An 18,040-nucleotide genomic window follows, 5' to 3' on the forward strand; every position below is an offset into this window, starting at 1 on the left:
GAATAACGCTTCCGTCCCGGTTTTTGTAATTAGAAAACAAAGATCAGTTGGCAACCTTCACCATGCTGTGCCGGATGACCACATCGTTCAGCATGTAGCCTCTCTGGAACTCCTGCACGATGATGTTCTCACCGGCTGACTCATCCTCACAATGCATGACCGCATTGTGGAAGTTCGGATCAAATGGTTTTCCGACCGCCTCAATCGGCCTGACGCCCAGTTCCTCGAGTGCCTTAGTCAGCTGCCTGTAAATCTTCTGCATGCCCTGGCGGAACGGATCCTCGCTCTCTTCCTTCATGTCTCCAAGGCCTCTCTCGAAGCTGTCCACAACCGGAAGAATCTGCTCGATCACATCTCGCTTCCCCATGTCGAACATCGTCGCCTTCTCGCGGTCTGTCCGCTTCCGGAAGTTATCGAATTCCGCCATCTGGCGCCTGACCTGATCGGTCAGCTCCTCGATCTTCTGATCTCTCTGGTCCTTCTCTTTCCTTCCTTTGAAACCGAAGAACCCTTTTCCCCCACCTGTGCCGCTTTCAGAGGGAGAATCCTCTCCGGCATCAGATGCGTCCGCGGGCTTGTCCGCCTCCGCATCCGGGTTACGGTTCTGATCGGTCTTTGCAGCGTCTTCCTGTCCGTCGGGACCTTCCGCCGCATGTTCTTTCTCCGGGTTCTGATCCGGCCTTCTGCTCTCTTCCTGCTTCTTTTCTTTCACATCCGGCTCTTCGCCATGTATCTCAATCCGGACGCCCCTGTCTTCTCCTCCAGGGCTGTTTTCCTGTCTTTCCTTCTCTGTCATCTTATCGCCTCCGCATTGCTTCTGCTATTCATCCTGCTCCGGGCCCCCGTCATCGGTTTTTGACCCGGGAGAAAGCCCATTCTCATCTGCGGGGCTTTCCTTCCTGCCATACGTCTCATCCAGCTGCGCCGTCACACTCTTCAGGATCCCGACCACCTTATCGTAATCCATCCGCTTAGGGCCTACAATGCCGATCTTTCCGAAGACACCGTCTCCCAGATCGTAGCTGGCTGTGACCACGCTGCAATCCTCCATATTCTCGTTCTTCAGCTCCCGGCCAATCGAGATCTGGATGCCATGCTCCTGCTCATCACAGCCATTCTGGCTGAGCAGTGACAGAAGCGGCTTTTTTTCCTCAAACGCCTCAATCAGGCCGCTCGCCTTGTCCGTATCAGAGGAAAGCTCCGGATATTTGAAAATATTCGTCGCGCCGGAGGTGTAAACCTCCAGATCCTCCTCCTTTGAGATCGCGTCCGCAACCGCATCGAGCACTTCCGAGATCAGGTTTGAATGAATACCGGCCTCCGCTTTCAGCTTCTGGATTGTATCCAGATTAATCTGCTCGATCGTCAGCCCGTTCAGCCTGCTGTTCAGCTGAATATTGAGCTGCAGCACTTCATCATGCGTGAGACCATGCTGGATATGGATCACACGGTTCTTCACCACATTGCCTTCTGTCACCACCGTTGCCAGGATCTGTCCCTCATCTATGATCGAGAGCTGAATGAACTTCAGCCTGGTTCTGTGATACTGCGGGCTGGTGATCATCGTGGCATAATTGGTATTCACCGCCAGATAGCGAACAAGCTGCTTCAGAAGCATCTCCAGCTTATCCTGCCTCTGGATCATCATGTTCTTCATCTGAGAGACTTCCGCCTCCTTCTCGTCCATCAGCCGGTCTACATAAAGCCGGTATCCGGCATCCGAAGGAATACGTCCGGACGATGTATGAGGCTGAATGATCAGGCCCATATCTTCCAGATCGGACATCTCATTGCGGATCGTGGCGGAACTGAGATTCAGATCCGGAAACTTTGAGATGGTTCTCGATCCAACCGGCTCGCCTGTCTCCAGATAGGTCTTGATGATCGCTTTCAAAATGGTCCACTTTCTGTCATCAAGCTGCATCTGAATCCTCCTTTCCTTTTCTTGTTAGCACTCGTTGTTGTGGAGTGCTAACATCCATGGCACTATAATAGTTCTGCCGGATACCTTTGTCAATACCTTTCAAAAAACTTTTTGAACTGTGATAAAATGACCTTATTGTGCGCCTTCCGGCTTCCTGCGCAGCCCGAATGTGCCTGGCCGAAGCGCGATTGAATCTGAATTATAGAAGGAGCTTTGAATCATGAAGAGACGACTTCTGATCCTGCTGCTGAGCGCAGCCGCCGCCCTTACAGCCCTTGTTCTTCTGGCTTTCTATATGAAGAAGGCGACCGACGAGTTTGACAGCCGCCACCCCCGTCTCAATAACCCGCTCGAGTCAGATGTCCCGGAGACCATTCAGCAAAATACAGACTCCGCGTTCTCCGAAAGCCCGCGCCCGTCCGCATCCTCCGGCGCTTCCAGTGAAACGTCCGGTATGAACGCTGCACAGGAAGCCGGAATCAACCTCCAGGAAGGATCTGGCAAAGCTGCAGAAACAGAGACAGAGATGCCAGAACAGGAAAGAACTCTGCCCGCCCATAAAATCATATTCGTGGGAGATTCCAGAACCATTGGCATGCAGAATGCGCTGAAAAAGTATCTGCCGGATGACGACTGTGTGTTCGTCGGGAAGGTTGGAGAAGGCTGCAGCTGGTTTTTGTCTGAGGGAAAGAGCCTGATGGCGGACGCAATCAGCCAGAATCCGGATGCGCCGGTCGTCCTGAACTTCGGCGTCAATGATCCGGACCAGATTGACGAGTATCTCTCCGCCTACAGGGATATGGTGGCGGAATATCCTGACACAACCTTCTGGTTTTTATCCGTCAACCCCGTGCAGCGTGCCAGGATGATTGAGTATGGCGCAAGCGAGGACGCGCTCGATCTGGTGACAAACACGAACATCACAAAGCTGAACCTGGCGATCCAGCAGGCCTTTCCGGACCACTACCTCGACTCCTCCACCATTCTGAAGCTTGAAGGGTTCCGGACAGTCGACGGCCTGCACTTTACAGGTCAGACCTACCTTCGGATCCACCGGTTCGTTGTCGACGAGCTGTTCGGCTCATAACCCGTATACAGCCCGGAAACCGGGATTAAAAATAGAAAGCGGCGGCCTGATACAGGCACTGGCAGGCTGCCAGGCTGAAGGCAGCCCGATCAACACAAAAAAAGAAGACTGAGTGCCCATGCACCCGGTCTTCTTTTTCGTTTCAGCGTTTCAGCTCTGATCATCCAGTTTCAGTACATTGAGGAACGCCTTCTGCGGAATCTCGACCGATCCGATCTGGCGCATTTTCTTCTTTCCTTCCTTCTGCTTTTCGAGCAGCTTCTTCTTTCTGGAGATATCGCCTCCATAGCACTTTGCCAGGACATCCTTCCGAAGAGCCCTGACGGTCTCACGGGCGATCACACGTCCATTCACCGCAGCCTGGATCGGAATATCGAACAGCTGTCTCGGTATTTCATTCTTCAGCTTCTCACACATCCGGCGCCCTCTGTCATATGCGTTGTCCTCAAATACAATGAAAGAAAGCGCATCGACCGGCTCTTTATTGACCAGAATGTCCAGCCTGCACAGCTTTGACTGCACATACCCCTTCATCTCATAGTCAAATGAAGCATAGCCTCTTGATCTGGACTTCAGGGCATCAAAGAAATCGTAGATGATCTCATTGAGAGGCATATCATAGCGGAGCACAGCACGGTTTGCCTCCAGATACTCTGTTTCCTTGTAGATTCCTCTCCTCTCCTGACAAAGCTGCATGATCGGACCAATGAACTCCGTCGTCACGATGATCTCCGCTGAGACAATCGGCTCTTCCATGTACTCAATCGAGGAAGGGTCCGGTAGATTTGCAGGATTCGTCAGGTCAAAGACCTCTCCGTCCGTCTTGTGAACCTTGTAGACGACGCCGGGGGCTGTCGTCACGAGGTCAAGGTTGTATTCCCTCTCCAGCCGCTCTGTAACAACCTCCAGGTGCAGAAGCCCGAGAAAGCCGCATCGGAAGCCGAAGCCGAGCGCAGCGCTGGTCTCCGGCTCAAATTCGAGAGATGCATCATTAAGCTGGAGCTTTTCAAGCGCATCCCTGAGATCACCATATCTTGCACTGTCCGCCGGATAGATCCCGCAGTAAACCATCGGAAGCGGCCTGCGGTAGCCCGGATACGCTTCGGCGGTCGGATGCTCTGCATCCGTCACCGTGTCGCCGACCCGCGTATCGCCAACATTCTTCAGAAATGCCGTGAAGTAACCGACCATCCCGGCCTGAAGCTCATCACAGGGGATGAATTGCCCCGGACCGAAATAGCCGACCTCGACCACCTCCGCCTCCGTCTTTGTCCCCATCATCCGGACCTTCATGCCCTTTTTCAGCCTTCCGTCCCGGATCCGGCAGAAGACAATGACGCCTCGGTAGGCGTCGTACAGGGAATCGAAGATCAGCGCCTTGAGTGGCGCCTCCCGGTCACCCTTCGGCGCGGGGAGCTTCTGAACGATCTGCTCCAGGACATCCTCTACGTTCAGACCTGTTTTTGCCGATATCCGCGGACAGTCGGAACAGTCAAGCCCGATGACATCCTCGATTTCCTTCGCAGTCCCCTCCGGATCCGCGCTTGGAAGATCAATCTTGTTGATCACCGGGAGGATCTCGAGATCATGGTCAAGCGCAAGATAGACATTGCCAAGCGTCTGCGCTTCGATTCCCTGCGTACTGTCCACCACAAGGACAGCCCCATCGCAGGCGGCAAGCGCCCTGGAAACCTCGTAGTTGAAATCCACATGGCCCGGTGTATCGATCAGGTTGAAGACATACTCCTTCCCATCCTTCGCGTGGTAGACTGCACGAACGGTCTGAGACTTGATCGTGATGCCCCGTTCCCGCTCAATGTCCATATTGTCCAGAACCTGATCCTGCATCTCACGCTTCGTCAGTACCCCTGTCTTTTCAATGATCCGGTCTGCGAGCGTGCTTTTTCCGTGATCGATATGCGCGATGATGCAGAAATTGCGAATCTGATTCATATTGATTTCAGCCAAATTGATCCCCCCGGTTAACCATCTACAAGATCGTAATCTGCCCGGCTCTTCTTCAGAATGGATCTGCGCGGGCCTGCATACAGGCCGCCGGGCATCGTTCTTTTTGTCTTATCCGGTTAATAGTAGCCTAAAGGTCATGAAAATGCAATCAAAAGCCGGCCTATCTGTTGACAAGGCAATCCCCGCGGATTAGAATAACTTCGAATGTGTGCCGATACGTCCGTGTCCGTTCTCTCGCGCACACGTGGTTTCATTTTTGATTATCTATTTATCTATTACAATGTAGACATTTGTCTGGAGGTGTACGTTTTGGCAAACATCAAGTCCGCAAAAAAGCGCGTTCTGATTGCTGAGGTCAGAAACGCAAGAAACAAAGCCATCAAGTCCGGTGTCAAGACCGCAGTCAAGAAGGTCGAGGCTGCTGTTGCAGCTGGCGACAAGGAGAATGCACAGAAGGAGCTTCTGAATGCGACCTCTCTGATCGACAAGGCTGAGAAGAAGGGTGTCTTCCACAAGAACACTGCTTCCAACAAGGTTTCCCGCCTTGCAAAGCTGGTCAACACCGTTCAGTAATCCGCAGGTCCTGGAAGCCGGATGCTGCAGGTTTCCGGTCTGATAATAGGAAGGTCAAGGAGCATCGGAACGTCATCGCCGATGCTCCTTTTTTGCTGCCTTCAGCCCTGCCTCGGAAGGAGTATCTCATGACCCAGCCATCGCGAATACCCGCCGGTCTCTATATTCACATCCCATTCTGTGTCTCCAGATGCCTGTACTGCGACTTTCTCTCGACGACACTTGGACCTAAGATGCAGCGCCGTTATTTTTCCGTCCTCCGGAAAGAAATACTTCATGCCGCCTCCTCTGGCCTTTGGAAAAAATACCGCATCCTCTCTGTCTTTTTCGGCGGTGGAACGCCTTCCCTCCCCGACGCCCCGCTGATTGCAGATACTCTTGATCTCATCTGTTCCTGCTTTGAACTTGCCCCGGATGCGGAAATCACCCTGGAATGCAATCCAGGCACACTGAATGACGAAAAGCTTCATATGTACCGCAGCGCCGGTATCAACCGCCTCTCAATCGGCCTGCAGTCGTCAGACAACAAGCTTCTGAGGGCGCTCGGCCGCATCCATGATTTTGAAACCTTCAGGAGAGAATACGCCGCTGCCCGGAGTGCCGGTTTTCAGAATATCAGTGTTGATCTGATGTATGACCTCCCCGGTCAGAGCCGCGCGCAGTTTCGCGATACACTTGGGCAGGTTCTCTCTCTTCCGGATCCTCCTCAGCACCTGTCCGCATACAGTCTGATCATCGAACCCGGCACCCCCTTCTGGGAGCGTTACCACGAGGATGCCGAGCGCAAGGCGCTTGGTGACAGTCCGCTGTTTCTTCCATCGGAGGACGAGGAAGCCGGCATGCTGAGCGATCTGAAAGCCATCCTCTCTGAGGCTGGCTTCCACCGCTATGAAATATCCAACTGGGCGCTGGACGGCTATGAAAGTGTACACAACAAGGGATACTGGGAAAGAAGGCCTTATCTTGGCTTCGGACTGGGGGCCTCCAGTCAGGCGGATCGCATGCGTTGGAAAAACACCTCTGATCTGAACGAATATCTGTCCTGCAGCTTTGCAAGGAAAGAGATCACACACCTGTCCCGCAGCAGTGAAATGGAGGAAACCATGTTTCTCGGACTCAGGGAGATGAAGGGGGTCACAAGACAGCACTTCCAGGAGCAGTTCGGTGTATCGATGGACGAGGTATACGGCCGAGTTCTGACCAACCTGACGGATCTTCGGCTGATTTCAGACGATGGAAAAGCCATACGGCTGACGGACCGGGGCATCTCGATCTCAAACGTGGTTCTGGCCGAGTTTCTTCTCGACTGAAACTCCACCGCCGCCCTCTTCGCTGCGCCAGCTTCCGCAGTCCCAGACAGCTTCGCGTGCTGCAGCCGGCATACAGATCTGACTGTGCCAGACTCCGGCGTCTTAGTAAGCCCCGGTTCCTCCCCGGGCAGGTGTATCCGGTCTGCTGTACTTTACAAGAAGAAGCTCCACGCCCAGCCGGACATCGATTTTTCCCGTCTTGAAGCGCTGTTCCATGGCTGTGCAGTCTGCGACGGCACGCCGCAGCTGATCTGCCGTAAAGAAACGCGCCTGGTCCGACAACTTGCGAATCTGAAAAGAATACCTCAGATCCATCACCTTCATCATCTCCACCGTTCCTTTCCCTTTCTGGGACAGAACCTTCATCAGGTAGAGCAGGTTGAACTGCCTCCCGAGGAAATAGAGAATCCGGTTCGGTTCCTCCTGCATCCGGAGCAGTTCGTCATACCGGCTGATCGCCCCTCTCCGGTCCCGGTGTCCGACCGCGTCTACGAGGTCAAAGACCTTCGTCTCCAGGCGTTCCGCAACCAGACCACCTACTTCCGTCTCTGACAGAGTTCCGCCTTCGTCGGCGCAGGCTGCCAGCTTGTCAAGCTGAGCCCTGATCATCGTCATATCGGTACCCGTCCGTTCCAGCAGCATCTGCAGGGCACCCTTTGTAATCCGGATCCTGGATTCTGAAAGCTGTGAAACAACCCACCTGGCAAGCTCCATTTCATCCGGGTGTTCAAATTCAACCGAAAGCCCTGCCTTCGAGACAGCCTTGTAAAGCCGGCTCCGCTTATCCACCTCCGTCTCTACAAACAGAAGGATGGTCGTTTCCGGAAGCTCTCCCAGAAGTCCGATCAGCTTCTCCGCCTCGTCCTTTCCCTTTCCTGCCGTGAAATAACCGCTGTCCTGCACCAGAACAACACGTCTGTCTGCAAAAAAGGGCATCGCCAGGCATTCATCCATGATCTTCGATACATCCGGCAAAGCGTTCTTGTGAATATTCAGGTTCATCGTGTCATCCGGAGACACTGCTGCCCTTACCAGATTTTCGCGCATCTTCAAAACCAGGTAGCGTTCCTCTCCGAAAAACAGGTACACCCTGTGAAAGGTACCCTCCTTCAGCTCAGACTGGAGCTGGGCCATCCCCGTATTCTTCTGTTTCACTTGTCTTCCAGCCATCTGTTAATCTCCAACCGATGCGCCCGATCTGTCAGCCATGCCAGCCTCTTTGTCCGGCGTTTCCTTCTTTACTTTCGCTTGAACGTCTTGTATGATGAACATGTTTATGAACATTTTATCATGGACTGATTCTTACAGAAAGAGGTTCTCCCTATGAGTCATATCATTATTCCGGACGGATATCATCCGCTTCTTTCGCAATATGATACCCAGAAAGCGATCGGCGTCATCAAGCGCCAGTTTGCCGATACGCTGGCCGCCACCCTTCAGCTTCACCGCGTTTCGGCGCCGCTGTTTCTGGAAGCGTCCACCGGTCTGAACGATGACCTGAACGGCTATGAGCGCAAGGTCACATTCGACATCAAGGACACCGGAACGGAGGCGCAGGTTGTCCAGTCCCTCGCCAAGTGGAAGCGCATGGCGCTCCGGGATTACGGATTCCGTGTCGGCAAAGGACTTTACACCGACATGAACGCCATCCGCAGAGATGAAGAACTCGACAATCTTCACTCCATTTACGTTGACCAGTGGGACTGGGAAAAAGTCATCCGCAAGGAAGACCGGAACACAGACTATCTGAAGCAGACTGTCCGAGCAATTGTCTCTGCAGTCTGTGCCACGGAAATGAATCTGCACGCACAGTTTCCGGAGCTGTATGAGCTCCCGCTCCACACCCCGGATGTGACCTTCATCACGTCTCAGGAGCTGGAAGACCTCTATCCGGACCTGACACCGAAACAGCGCGAGAACGCTTTTGTACAGGAGCATGGAACAACCTTCCTGATGCAGATCGGCAAAAAGCTCCGCTCCGGAAAGCCACACGACGGAAGAGCGCCCGACTATGACGACTGGGATCTGAACGGCGACATCCTGTTCTGGAACAACACCCTCGGCATCAGCTACGAGCTCTCCTCGATGGGAATCCGTGTCAGCCCGGAAAGCCTGTCCCGTCAGCTGACGGAGGCCGGCTGCGATGACCGCCGCTCTCTCCCCTTCCACAAGGCACTTCTTGCCGGAGAGCTTCCCTACACAATCGGCGGCGGAATCGGGCAGAGCCGCCTGTGCATGCTGATTCTGGGCTCCGCTCATATCGGTGAGGTTCAGGTCTCCGTCTGGGATGAAGCGACCCGTGAAGCCTGCCAGCGTGCTGGTATTCCGCTTCTTTGACCATCCCCTTAACGGGCAGATTGTATGAATAAGGAAGCTGTCCCCTGGCTGCAGCTTCCTTCCAATCAAAAAGGGCATATGAAAAGCGACTGTACTCTTCGCTTCTCACATGCCCTATTTTTAACCGTCCGGATTTGGGTTCAGCAGATCTGGGACAGCAGCCGCCCTATCATGCCGGGCTATTCACGACCCGCTGCCTTCTGTCTCCTTCGTCGGATAACCATCCTTGAACAATGTCCCGGTTCCGCCCGTCAGCTGCATATATTCATCTGTAAACTCAGTCTCTCCACTCTCGTCGCTTCCGACATTCGACTTCTTGTTGTCCTCGTTTTTACTGATGGAACCATCGCCGTAAATCGTACGCTGCATCTGCGAGATGGTGTCGTCCCAGTCCGGAACAAGCATGCCCTGTCCATCTACATCAATCGTCTCGTAAAGCCCGTCATACGGGACACGGTCCTGAACATAGTCATACTTCAGAAGCTGCGGAGCGTCGCTGACAAGATTCCAGATTTCCGTCTCCGGAATGTTGTGCGTGATCAGCGGAAGGACCTTCGTTACGAATGCCATCATATCGGCTGCCGACATGCTCTTGAGTTTCTCGACCATCTGAGAGATCACATAACGTTGTCTCTGCGTTCTTGTGTAATCCGAATTGCCGACAAAACGGTTTCTCGAATACGCGACAGCCTGAACGCCATCACAGTTGTACGTGCCTCCGCCCGGAAGAAGATGTTCCTCGTACGGAATATTCAGCACGTTCTGGCACATATCGATCATATACCCGTTCGCGACTTCTACCTCCTGGTCGGTCCATGTCAGTTCCACGCCGCCCATGTCATCAATGACATCGACCATGTCCATGAAATCAACAGCCGCATATCGGTTGACATCGATCTTGTAGTTGTCTCTGACCGTCTCCAGAAGCAGCGGGCCGCCCCCGTAAGCATATGCGGCATTCAGCTTTTCATAGTCATGTCCCGGGATCGCAACATAGGTATCCCGCATCAGGGAAATGACACTGACTCTCTTCTTCTTATTGTTGAGTGAGACCAGCATCATACTGTCGGAATTTCCGTTCCAGGTCTTATCCCTGCGGTCAACCCCGCAGAGCAGGACGTTGTAGACATCCGAATCCATGATCGTGTCCACATTGGAATTCTCCTGATTCATCTTCTTCTGAATACTTCCGAGCTCGGACTGATTCAGTGAAGTGCCCTTCAGCCCGTCCTGCTCCGTCGTTTTCTCTTCATACGCCTCAGCCGGAAGCGTCTCGAGCTGTTTGACCTGATCATCGGACACGAAGTTTGCCCGGCCGATCAGGCTGTGCCCATAAAAATAAATGCCTACCCCTCCAAGAACAACCATCGCAAGCAGGATCACCAGGACAATTCCCAGAATCCTGCCCCATCTGGGACCCCTTGGCTCTGTCATCAGCGGATTTCCATTCTTATTTCTCGACATCTGAACGCTCCTGAATCAGATTGATGGCTGTCCTTCGAATTGATCGGCAGGACTGCTTTGTTTTCAGACATTAGCCTAAAAACCATACCCCACCAGTGTGGAAATGTCAAGCTAAAATGAATGGCGGAATTGGCGGCCTGCTCCCATTTTCCCGCGTACTGCTCCGGCAGCAGCCTTCAGGCTCCCGCATAGGCCGCTTTCTCAGCTCTGCCGGACATCCAGCATTACCGGCTCTTTCCCCGTCAGCATCCTGCTCCTTTCGTCCGGCATCGAGGTCCCGACAAACAGATGATAGGACATGCCGCCCCCGACACGTTTTCCCTCATCATTGACAACCAGGAACGTATCAGCATCCAGCCGGACTTCACACGTCTTTCGGACGCCTGCCGGCGCATCTACCTTCAGAAACCCGCAGAGCCTTGGATTCGGCGTCCGATACGGAGACTCCACCGGATCGACACAGACCTCGATCACATCCTTTGTATCTGTATCTCCTCTGTTTTCATAGGTCACGCGCACAGCTGCGGATTTTCCCTCTGCCGGAGGACAGAACTCTGCCTCCAGTACCTGCACGTCCCCGTAGGTCAGGCCGTATCCGAACGGATACTGAGGTCTTCCGCCGAGGTAACGATACGTACGGTCCTTCATGGAATAGTCTGTAAATGATGGAAGCGGTCTGTCCGGATCATAAAAAGTAACATTCAGCTTGCCGGAGGGCGAAACCTGTCCCGTCAGGATTCTGGCTGCCGCCAGTCCCCCTCTCGCTCCCGGATACCAGAGCATCAGGACCGCATCAAAGTACTCCTGTGCAAATGCCAGATCCATGTCGCTTCCGGCCATCAGGCAGAGGACAGTCTTCTTTCCTTCTTCCTTTGCCGTCTGGGCAACCGCGTGAAGCAGCGCTTCCTGTGACATGGGAAGCGACAGGTCCGCCTTGTCTCCGGAAGCCGCGCTGTTGCCTGTGTCTCCCTCTTCCCCTTCCAGCGACTCGTTCAGGCCAACCACCACGATCGTTACATCGCTCTCGCCTGTCACGATCATAGCCTCGCTGAGGCGGTCATTCTCAGCTGCCAGATGCTCAACCCGGTCGGCGCTGATTGCGCATCCTTCCGAATAGAGGATACGAAGGTTTTCCGGCGCCAGCCTCCGGAGTCCTTCCAGCACAGTGATGTACTCCGAGCTGGTTCCGTGGTAGTTACCGATCAGTGCCGCGCGGGAGTCTGCATTGGGCCCGACAACCCCCAGCGTTCCGATCCGCTGAAGATCCAGCGGCAGCACACCGTCATTTTTCAGAAGGACAACCGATTCCTCCGCCGCCCGCAGGGCAAGCGCAAGATGCTCCGGGCATTCGACTGCAGTGTACGGGATATCGTCAAACTCCGTTTCATCGAACAGCCCCAGCAGAAAACGGGTCGTGAACAGCCTGACAGCTGCCTCTGTAATCCGCTCCTCTGAAATCAGCCCATCCGCATATGCCCTTGGAAGGTACTGGTACGTATCCCCGCAGTTCAGATCGCAGCCGTTGTTGATCGCCATGGCAGCACTGTGCTCCGCATCTTCTGTAACATGATGATGCTCATGGAAATCGCGGATCGCCCAGCAATCTGACACGACATGTCCCTGGAATTTCCAGGTTCCCCGAAGGATGTCTTCAAGAAGGGTTCTGCTTCCGCAGGCAGGCTCCCCGTTGACGCGGTTGTAGCTGCCCATGACCGCTTCCACGCCGGCCTCCTCCACAAGCCTCCTGAATGCCGGCAGGTAGGTTTCCGCCAGGTCTTTTTTTGTTGCCCTGGCATCGAAGCTGTGGCGGATCGCCTCAGGCCCCGAGTGCACCGCGAAATGCTTGGCGCAGGCAGCCGCTTTCATATATTCGCCTTCACCCTGGAGACCTCTGACAAACGCACAGCCGAGCGTCCCCGTCAGATACGGATCTTCCCCGTAGGTCTCCTGTCCTCTTCCCCACCTTGGATCCCGGAAGATGTTCACATTCGGCGACCAGAAGGTCAGTCCCTTGTAGATGTCCCTGTCCCCCATCGCAGAGCAGGCATTGTACTTCGCCCTGCCCTCCGTGGCGATGACATCTCCAACCCGCTTCATCAGCTCTTCATCAAATGTCGCGCCCATGCCGATCGCCTGCGGAAAGCTTGTCGCTGTTCCGGCCCTCGCAACCCCGTGAAGCGCTTCGTTCCACCAGTTATAGGCCGGAACCCCGAGCCGCTCAATCGCCGGGGAATCATATCTCAGCTGTGTCATCTTCTCGGAGACCGTCATCCGGGCTACAAGCTGCTGTGCCCGCCACTTTGCCTCACTTCTGTCCATTCCAACCTCCTGTCGTCATACACTCTTCAGGCCTTCGTCCGCCCATTCACGGATGCACATACAGACACTCATTTCTGCCCGACTGCCGGATTCTGCAAGGGTCCGACTGCTCATCGATGCACATGCTGTCACCCCTTCACGGCACCTGTTGTCAGACCGTCCACGATCTGGTTGCTGAACATGCAGTATACCACGATGGTCGGAATGATCGCGATCATGATGGCAGGGAACATCTTGTCATAATTCGTCTGATAAGGCGTGACAAACTTCGTCAGTGCGACCGGAAGAGTCTTTTTGGTATCGTCCGAGACGAAAACCAGTGCCAGCAGAAGCTCATTCCAGTTTCCGATGAATGTCATCAGCCCCGTGACAAACAGGCCTGTTCGTGCCAGCGGAAAACAGATTTTGAAGAACATCTGAAAGATCGAGCAGCCGTCCATGCAGGCAGACTCCAGAAGCTCATTCGGTATGCTCCGGAAAAATCCGGCCATGATGAAAACACACGTTGGGAGCGAAAAGGTCAGATACGGAAGAATCAGTCCCCACAGGTTATTGCTCAAACCAATCTTCGCAAAGCGGACAAAGAGCGGGATCAGGACACAGTGTACCGGGATCATCATACCAATCAGGATGTAGACCATCGCGGCTCCCGCCAGCTTCCAGCGCATTCTTGCGATCGCAAATGCCGCCATGGAGCCGATGACCATGGTCAGGATAAGCGTAATGACACACACAAACAGCGAATTCAACATGGCGATGCCGAGTCTCCCGGCTTTCCATGCCATGGCATAATTTTCAAAATGAAAGGCCGACGGCCATCCGAATGGTGCCTTGTAGATCTCCGGTCTCGACTTGAAGGATGTCAGTCCGATCCAGATCAGCGGGGCCAGATAAAGGACCAGCATCAGGCTGAGGAACACATAGATCACAACAGTGGAAGCCTTGATTTTTTTCTTTTTATTCATCGCATGCATCCTCCTGTACCCTCACATCTCGTAGTTTTCGGTCTTGAACAGTTTGTTGATGATCCAGGTTGCAAGCAGGCACAGAACCACAAGTACGACGCCGATCGCGCTGGCCTTTCCGTAATGGTTGCCGCCCTTGCTGGAAAATCCCGTCCGGTACAGGTATGTCGCAAGCACATCCATTTTCAGATTCTCTGTCTTGTCTCCGAGCATTGCATAGATCAGATCAAAGAATTTCAGCGATCCGATCGCATTCAGACTCATCGCCGTACCGATCATCGGCTTCACAAGCGGAAGTGTAATATAGCGGAATGCCTTTGTCTTGCTTGCCCCATCAATATAGGAGGCTTCATAAAGAGACTTGCTGATGCCCGAGATCTGTGCCATATAGAGCATCATTGACTGGCCGACATACTGCCACAGTGCAACAAATGCAATCACCCACATCGGAAGCGTGATGAAGCCTTTGGTATCATACAGCCACCCGGGCCCCTTGATGCCGATCTGAAGAAGAAGATTGTTGATCCCGACCTTTGCATGAAACAGAAAGGCCCACAGAAGACCGAGCGCCGCAGAAGACAGGACACAGGGCAGATAGATGACGTTCTTAAACAGGTCCCTTCCTTTCGTGATATTTGTCAGGAGGGCAGCGAGCAGAAGTCCCATGACAAGCTGGGAGATACACGAGAAAAACAGGAAGAACAGGGAATTCTTAAGCGCGATCCGCATCGTCGGATCCTTGGCCAGCTTTGTGAAATTTCCAAGACCGATAAAATGGTAGCTTCTACTCACCTTGTCGTAGCTGCACAGGGCATAGTAGAACGATGTCCCGATCGGTATGAACAAAACCAGTGTAAACAGGATCAGCGCAGGTGCGGCAAAGATAAAAATCGCCTTTTTATTTCTCAGCAGTTTATCCACGGATACTCATCTCCATTCAGGTACATACCATAACGTGACCGGCAGATTCTGAAAAAATGGGCGGGGCTGCCCGAGAACAGCTCCGCCTTTGGTCTGCCAATATCAAGCTGCAGGCTTGCTACATCCCTTACTTTCTGTACCCGTTCTCCGCATACCAGTCTTCAACAGCCTGGAACGCTTCCTCCGGTGTCTTTTCCTGCTTGTAGATGGAAACCATCTGGTTATCGAAGTAGGATCCTGCATCAGAAGAAACCAGGGATTCATTGTAGAACCCGAAGGTGCTGGAGGCGCCTGTGAAGATCTTCATCACATCTGCCATCTGAGCCGGTGCCTTGTCCGCATCATATTTGACATTCGTGACCGGAATCTTGCCGCCCTGCTCTGCAGTCCAGCGCTGGGCCTCATCATCGGTAAAGTACTTCATCAGCGCGACACACGCTTCCGGAGACTTCGTCTTGGCATTCATGGCAAGCGAATCGGACTTCGCAATTACCCTGGCTGGATCATTTCCGCCCTCGATTGCCGGGAACTGGAAGACACCGCATGTCTCCTCAATATCCGGATTGTATGCATTCATCTGTCCGATCGCCCAGGATCCCTGGATCAGGATTGCAGCTTCGCCCATCGCAAATGCCATTGTCGCATCATCATTGGAATCTCCGGCTGCTGTCTCCTGGAAATACTGGGAAAGCTCAAGAAGCTTCTTGCCTGCATCAATCGTCTTGTCCTGCACCCAGCTTTCCTTGCCAGTATTCACAGCATCCAGATCGACGCCCTCTCTGTCGCAGAGATATCCGGCCAGCATGGAGAGGCACCATGCGGTACCTGCGCTGATCGTAATCGGCGTGTAGCCTGCATCCTTGATCTTCTTGCAGGCATCCAGAAGCTCATCGTAGGTTGCCGGGACCTCAACCCCCGCCTCCTTGAATATGTCCTTGTTGTAATAGCAGCACGCAGCCGCGATATTCAGCGGCACTGCATAGATCTTTCCATCATATGTCTGCTGGGTAAAGACAGCATCGCTGGAAAACGTATCCTTCCACCCATCCGCATTCAGGTAATCATCGAGCGGTGCTGCAACACCTGGCTTTACATAGTCTGTCAGATTCGGTCCCGGGCTGACAATGAATACATCCGGTGTCTGATCCGCATCGACCAGTGCATTCAGCTGTGTGTAGTATTCCTCAAGGGTTGTGGTGATCGGATCGACATGGTACTTTCCTTCATAGTCTTTGTTGAAACGGTCAATCACATTCTTGAAGCCCTTCGTGATCGGATCCTCGGATGCATCCAGATCATCCCAGAACATCCAGGAAATATTCTGTACATCGTCAGCTGATGCGGTCATCGGAACCGCTGCAAGCATTCCGAATGTCATTGTTGCGGATAATAAAACCGATATTGCTCTTCTTCCCATACTGCCCTCCTTTTATGAATGGATCTGCTGGCTTGTCGGCGAGGCTTTCCGAAGCCCCGCTTTTGTGTATTGCTGTTGTTTAAACTGTATCAAACAAGTAAAGGAAAATCATCCGAATTGTTGACAAAGACTTTCTAATTATTGCGCTTCCAAATCATATGCATTTGTGTTTTTGTGCGTATTATACGATGCAAATATATTATATTTGGTAATTTATACCTGATTATTCTTTACTGCGTTGATATTTTTTGATATTTTCATTTTTATAAGTTCATTAACAATCTCATTTCTTGACTTATTTGCGCAATATTTCTATCCTAATCTTATGTCTTCCATTCCTCGTAATGAATTCAGATTCATTGACTGCAATCTGCATTTCGGAATTGTTTGGATGTGATGCCAGGAGAAATACTGCTATGATCGAGACACTTAACGGTACACATGAAACCGTCAATTACAGAGAAAACACAAATCTGAGAATTTATGACAATACACAGTTCGAGGACTATCCGACCCACTGGCATTCTCCGATTGAAATCATCATGCCCGTTCAGAACAATTACAGAATCGAATATTGTGATCAGACGCTCTCTCTCCGCGAGGGGGACGTCATGATCCTCTGTCCGGGCGTTCTGCATCATCTCTTACCGGCAGAGGGCAGGCGGTACATCATTCAGGCTGAAATCAACCCTGCATTAAACCTTCGGGAGATTGATTCGATTCTGGCACTGTTCTATCCGGCCCTGGTGATCACACCGGAACAATTTCCGGACATATACCCGCATATTGCAGACCTTGTCACAAACATCATGAAGGAATACAGCAGTGGCGCTCCCTTTTTCGAAGCCTCCATCTATGCCATGCTGACCCGCATCCTCGTCATGATCGGAAGAACGCATGCTGAGATGTTCAACCGTCTGATCTATGACGATACCAGGCAGCGTCAGTATGTCGAAATGTTTATGGCTGTCTGCCGGTTCATCGATGAACACTGTACGGAGGACCTTACGCTGGATGAAGCAGCGGCATATGCAGGCTTTTCTAAATATCACTTCACAAGACTGTTTCGGCAGTTTGCCGGCACAACGTTTTCCCATTACATGAATCAGAAACGAATTGCCAAGGCCGAAAAATATCTTGCCGATCCGGCTCAATCTGTTGCGACTGTCGCAATGTCCTGCGGATTTTCCAGCATGTCCTCCTTCATAAGGATGTTTAAAATTATGAAGGGATGCACGCCTTCAGCATTTCGAAAGATGTACCGTCCGACCAGCCGGAATCAGGAACCATGGTAAGCCGGTAAAGCCATTCTCTTCCAGAAATGTCCTCATCCGCCGTCATCTCGTGCCCCGCACTTGATGATGAGCGGCCGTTTGCATAAAAAAATTCCAGAAAGCAAACAGCTTTCTGGAACCCAATGCAGTGCAGAAGATGGGACTTGAACCCACATGACCTAAACGATCACAGGCACCTGAAGCCTGCGCGTCTGCCAATTCCGCCACTTCTGCAGATGTGAATTTTGCAACTCACGAATTACATCTTACCAAATCATTACAGCTATGTCAATCATTTTTGTAATCCGTAAATTACACCGTACCTTGAAAACCGCACACAAAATCGTTATCCTGACATTTCCTTTTTCTATCCGTTTTCCAAACTCACTTACCATTGTGCCTTTTGGATAAGCCTGCGACCGATTAGTAACAGTCAGCTCCATACATTACTGTACTTCCACCTCTGTCCTATCTACCTCAT

The 18,040-nt window shown here is 52.6% G+C and carries 14 protein-coding genes and 1 tRNA gene; 5 read left to right on the top strand and 10 right to left on the bottom strand.

Annotated elements, in window-relative coordinates:
* Window positions 1-43 precede the first annotated feature (43 nt).
* Window positions 44-796, bottom strand: a complete 753-nt coding sequence (gene grpE, locus ACTQ1N_RS01100) for a nucleotide exchange factor GrpE (protein WP_441953794.1) — start codon at window positions 794-796, stop codon at window positions 44-46.
* Between the two features lie 24 nt (window positions 797-820).
* Window positions 821-1,924 (bottom strand): heat-inducible transcriptional repressor HrcA, encoded by a 1,104-nt coding sequence (gene hrcA / locus ACTQ1N_RS01105; RefSeq protein ID WP_441953796.1) that lies wholly within the window; start codon window positions 1,922-1,924, stop codon window positions 821-823.
* Window positions 1,925-2,144: 220 nt separating this feature from the next.
* Here hrcA and ACTQ1N_RS01110 point away from each other — a divergent pair, with 220 nt between their 5' ends.
* Entirely contained in the window at window positions 2,145-3,011 is an 867-nt protein-coding gene (locus tag ACTQ1N_RS01110) for an SGNH/GDSL hydrolase family protein (RefSeq protein WP_441953798.1), read from the top strand.
* A gap of 150 nt (window positions 3,012-3,161) precedes the next feature.
* Here ACTQ1N_RS01110 and lepA read toward each other — a convergent pair whose 3' ends face one another.
* Window positions 3,162-4,964 (bottom strand): translation elongation factor 4, encoded by a 1,803-nt coding sequence (gene lepA, locus ACTQ1N_RS01115; RefSeq protein ID WP_441953837.1) that lies wholly within the window; start codon window positions 4,962-4,964, stop codon window positions 3,162-3,164.
* A 324-nt stretch (window positions 4,965-5,288) separates the two neighbouring features.
* Here lepA and rpsT point away from each other — a divergent pair, with 324 nt between their 5' ends.
* Together rpsT and hemW are read left to right on the top strand one after the other, a co-directional pair.
* Window positions 5,289-5,552, top strand: a complete 264-nt coding sequence (gene rpsT, locus ACTQ1N_RS01120) for a 30S ribosomal protein S20 (RefSeq protein ID WP_154527210.1) — start codon at window positions 5,289-5,291, stop codon at window positions 5,550-5,552.
* Window positions 5,553-5,680: 128 nt separating this feature from the next.
* Window positions 5,681-6,862 carry a radical SAM family heme chaperone HemW gene (gene hemW, locus ACTQ1N_RS01125; protein WP_441953799.1) on the top strand — a complete coding sequence of 394 codons (1,182 nt, stop codon included), beginning with the start codon at window positions 5,681-5,683 and terminating at the stop codon, window positions 6,860-6,862.
* A gap of 102 nt (window positions 6,863-6,964) precedes the next feature.
* Here hemW and holA read toward each other — a convergent pair whose 3' ends face one another.
* Complete coding sequence (gene holA / locus ACTQ1N_RS01130) at window positions 6,965-8,032, bottom strand: DNA polymerase III subunit delta (protein ID WP_441953801.1); 1,068 nt, start codon at window positions 8,030-8,032, stop codon at window positions 6,965-6,967.
* A gap of 153 nt (window positions 8,033-8,185) precedes the next feature.
* Between holA and asnA the strand changes: the two genes are divergently transcribed.
* Complete coding sequence (gene asnA, locus ACTQ1N_RS01135; protein WP_441953803.1) at window positions 8,186-9,199, top strand: aspartate--ammonia ligase; 1,014 nt, start codon at window positions 8,186-8,188, stop codon at window positions 9,197-9,199.
* A 183-nt stretch (window positions 9,200-9,382) separates the two neighbouring features.
* On the opposite strand, the gene ACTQ1N_RS01140 is transcribed toward asnA, so the two are convergent.
* From ACTQ1N_RS01140 to ACTQ1N_RS01160, 5 genes are all read right to left on the bottom strand, one after another.
* Window positions 9,383-10,663 (bottom strand): LCP family glycopolymer transferase, encoded by a 1,281-nt coding sequence (locus ACTQ1N_RS01140; protein WP_441953805.1) that lies wholly within the window; start codon window positions 10,661-10,663, stop codon window positions 9,383-9,385.
* Between the two features lie 201 nt (window positions 10,664-10,864).
* The gene (locus ACTQ1N_RS01145) at window positions 10,865-12,982 is read right to left on the bottom strand and encodes a glycoside hydrolase family 3 N-terminal domain-containing protein (protein ID WP_441953807.1); all 2,118 of its coding nucleotides are present in this window, start codon (window positions 12,980-12,982) and stop codon (window positions 10,865-10,867) included.
* A 128-nt stretch (window positions 12,983-13,110) separates the two neighbouring features.
* On the bottom strand, window positions 13,111-13,947 hold the full coding sequence (locus tag ACTQ1N_RS01150) for a carbohydrate ABC transporter permease (protein ID WP_441953809.1): 837 nt from the start codon (window positions 13,945-13,947) through the stop codon (window positions 13,111-13,113).
* A gap of 21 nt (window positions 13,948-13,968) precedes the next feature.
* Entirely contained in the window at window positions 13,969-14,868 is a 900-nt protein-coding gene (locus tag ACTQ1N_RS01155; RefSeq protein ID WP_441953811.1) for a carbohydrate ABC transporter permease, read from the bottom strand.
* Between the two features lie 127 nt (window positions 14,869-14,995).
* The gene (locus ACTQ1N_RS01160; RefSeq protein ID WP_441953813.1) at window positions 14,996-16,285 is read right to left on the bottom strand and encodes an ABC transporter substrate-binding protein; all 1,290 of its coding nucleotides are present in this window, start codon (window positions 16,283-16,285) and stop codon (window positions 14,996-14,998) included.
* Window positions 16,286-16,701: 416 nt separating this feature from the next.
* Here ACTQ1N_RS01160 and ACTQ1N_RS01165 point away from each other — a divergent pair, with 416 nt between their 5' ends.
* Window positions 16,702-17,580, top strand: a complete 879-nt coding sequence (locus ACTQ1N_RS01165; protein WP_441953815.1) for a helix-turn-helix domain-containing protein — start codon at window positions 16,702-16,704, stop codon at window positions 17,578-17,580.
* 128 nt (window positions 17,581-17,708) lie between these two features.
* Here the strand turns inward: ACTQ1N_RS01165 and ACTQ1N_RS01170 are convergent.
* A tRNA-Leu gene (locus tag ACTQ1N_RS01170) sits at window positions 17,709-17,793 on the bottom strand.
* Window positions 17,794-18,040: the final 247 nt, after the last annotated feature.

The sequence above is a fragment of the Porcincola sp. LCP21S3_C12 genome (genome assembly GCF_052118625.1).
GTDB lineage: Bacteria > Bacillota > Clostridia > Lachnospirales > Lachnospiraceae > Porcincola.